This is a genomic window from Ligilactobacillus murinus DSM 20452 = NBRC 14221, assembly GCF_001591685.1.
GTDB classification, from domain to species: Bacteria; Bacillota; Bacilli; order Lactobacillales; family Lactobacillaceae; genus Ligilactobacillus; species Ligilactobacillus murinus.
The window spans coordinates 1-2514 of the sequence record NZ_BCVJ01000096.1; the positions used below are offsets into that span (position 1 = coordinate 1).

At 37.5% G+C, this 2514-nt stretch carries 2 protein-coding genes; both read right to left on the bottom strand.

Annotated elements, in window-relative coordinates; all coding sequences use genetic code 11:
* Positions 1-479: 479 nt before the first annotated feature.
* A complete protein-coding gene (locus tag LMU01S_RS09845) occupies positions 480-776 on the bottom strand; it encodes an ArpU family phage packaging/lysis transcriptional regulator (protein WP_237756786.1) in 297 nt (98 codons plus the stop codon).
* 394 nt (positions 777-1170) lie between these two features.
* A complete protein-coding gene (locus LMU01S_RS09850; protein ID WP_056959652.1) occupies positions 1171-1359 on the bottom strand; it encodes a hypothetical protein in 189 nt (62 codons plus the stop codon).
* Between the last annotated feature and the right edge of the window lie 1155 nt (positions 1360-2514).

Genomic DNA, 2514 nt, shown 5'->3' on the forward strand with positions numbered 1-2514 from the left:
AATATTAGGTATATTGCTCTGACTGCAATTTTTAGCGTGGTTGAGCTGTTTTTAAAATTCTAGGGTCTCTAATTTCAGTAAAAAGGAGACCCAAAAGAACTAAAAGAGACCCAAAGAGAGACCCGAAAGAGACCAAAAAAAAGGGCTAGGTGGTTTAAAATAATTCATGATATTTAAGCGTTAGAGTGATCTAACGTTTTTTATTTTTCTATGGTTCATCCCTTGGCGTGGGTTTGATATAATGATTTTAAAGATATAGGCTAGCTGGCTCTTTGGATCGTCTACGGGCGCCAAGGGGCTTTTTATCATGCTGTTAGCTATGCTATAATGCTAGTGGATACTTCAACTTATTTTAGTCATGTAGCGTCTTGGTGATCGTGCCAAGGCGCTTTTTTGTGCTGGAACTAATCTAGCCATCAAAAAAGAGACGTCTCAGCGTGTCACTGGTCCATCTCTCAAAAATCAGCTCTAAAACTTAGCTATTCCTTATATGCTACTAGGCTTGTTCCTGCTGTCATGTCTAAGATTTGTGCGAACTCGTAACAAGCAGATAATTTTAGCTGATGATAGCGTGTATTGCTGTATTGGATCGATTGGGCTATTTGCCAATCTAGGTTACCTTGAATGAACTTGCCTTTGATAATTTTCTTGTGTCGTTCGTCTAGTGTATCTAAGACGCCATCAACGAACTTTAAAACGTCTTTGGCGTTGGCTCTGGTAACTGTTAAATCTTCGATCCCGTTAGCGTGTACGGTGCTCTTGGGGGCTAGGCTCATTCTAACGCTGGAAATCTCCGGGATGTTTGCCAATCTTTTGTACTTTGAGTATTCGACTTCAAACTAGTTGGCTACGTTGTTTTTGGTCTTTTTATAGTCAATGGATCTTAATTCTTGGGGCTGTAGTTTCATCATTGCCAACGCTCCTAACTTGTGGGTACTTAATTTAAAGCGTAATAATTACGCTCTGGGATGTATAACGTTTCTCTAGTATAACACTACTTGGAGCGTATTAGTCAGCCACTGGCAGGATAATATATCGTTTCTAGCACATTGTAGACGTGATTATCTGCACCGTTTATCTTTTTGGCGTCTATATAGGATTTTATCCCAACATTTCCCAACATTCAAAAAGGGATGTACCAGCGATCTAGCCAGTCCATCCCTATTGGTGTTATTGTTGTAATTCTTTTTCACGCTCAGCAAGTAGCTGTTTAATTTCTTGAATGTCATCGATCGTCGCCATCTCTTTGATAAATTTGCGGGTGTATGATCGATAGCTATATACTTTCTTCTTGGCTTTGTTCTTTTCATTCCACTTGTCCCGTGCTCTTGCTTGGGCTTTGCTTGTTTTCTTTTCCATGATGTCAGCTCCTTAACGTAATAGATTGATAAGTCCAAGGATAACAGAGGCGATCAATAGCCAAAGAGTTAATTTTTCCCTTGTCTCTGCTTTCATGATTGTAGTTATCAGATATGTTATAATTAGGGTACACTAAGCAAGGGGCTTAGCTTGGTAGGTTTGCCCCCGCTTGGTGTTTAACGATTATTTAAAGAGCGCTAAGATGTTAATTACTAAGTCGATGAGAGCGACGATGTAAAGAACGTTTTGGCGTTTTTCTTTTTTTAACCGTTTTTGTTCTTCGGTTCTGATAACTTTTTCATCTCCTTTCTATATTTATATTATACGGTATAACGTATATAAAAGCAAGTCTTTTTACTAGAAAAATGCTAATTTTCGCCAATAAATAATCAATAAAAACGCCAGTATTATAGGTTTCTTGGTCAATTATCGTCAATACTTCATCAATAAACACTCAATATCCTGTATTTGGCGTCAATATAGGTTTTTATTCTTGCATTTTCTAGCATTTTGCCTAATCACTTCCAAGCAATCAAGGCGGACCAGGTTTGTAATACCCCTTGAAAAAATTCCAACATATTCCAACATTTTTTAGTAGTTGTTGTAATAGTTATTGTTATATTTGCAGGAACTTATATATTTTTTCAACAATTAGGGTTAACAAAAGTTAACATTTTCCGACTTCATGAAATCACAATCGCAACTAATCAAATAACCACTACTAAGCCAATAGCGCCAAAGGTTAAGGGGGTGCGATGTCATCGTAATGTAAACCCTGTTTTCTGCAGTTTTCTGCAATTCTAGCAACCGAATAGGGTATTTACATTCAAGTAAGTTAAAACGTTGCTAGGACGCTTATATTAGCTTATTTCAGCAATCAAAAAAGTAGCCATTTACTCCGATTTTCTCCGATCGTCAGGAAGTGAACCAGTTATAGCGCCAGTCGTGGCGCTGGCTAACAAGCGTAACTATAACTACGGTTGTGATTTGCTGTGTGACTGTAACTACATAGCTCTATACTTTCTACGACGTTGCTATTTGTGGCAAAAAAATAGGTTAGCAATTCTTAGCATTTTATCTTAGGTTTTCTTAGGGTTTTTGTACCTTTCTCGTTGCTCTAAAAGGCTTTGAAATAACGTTTTTTTGCTTTAAAAA

What these genes read in the sequence shown, in the direction of transcription:
- LMU01S_RS09845 (WP_237756786.1), bottom strand. Translation starts at nt 776, where the DNA reads ATGAGCCTAGCCCCCAAGAGCACCGTACACGCTAACGGGATCGAAGAT.
- LMU01S_RS09850 (WP_056959652.1), bottom strand. Translation starts at nt 1,359, where the DNA reads ATGGAAAAGAAAACAAGCAAAGCCCAAGCAAGAGCACGGGACAAGTGG.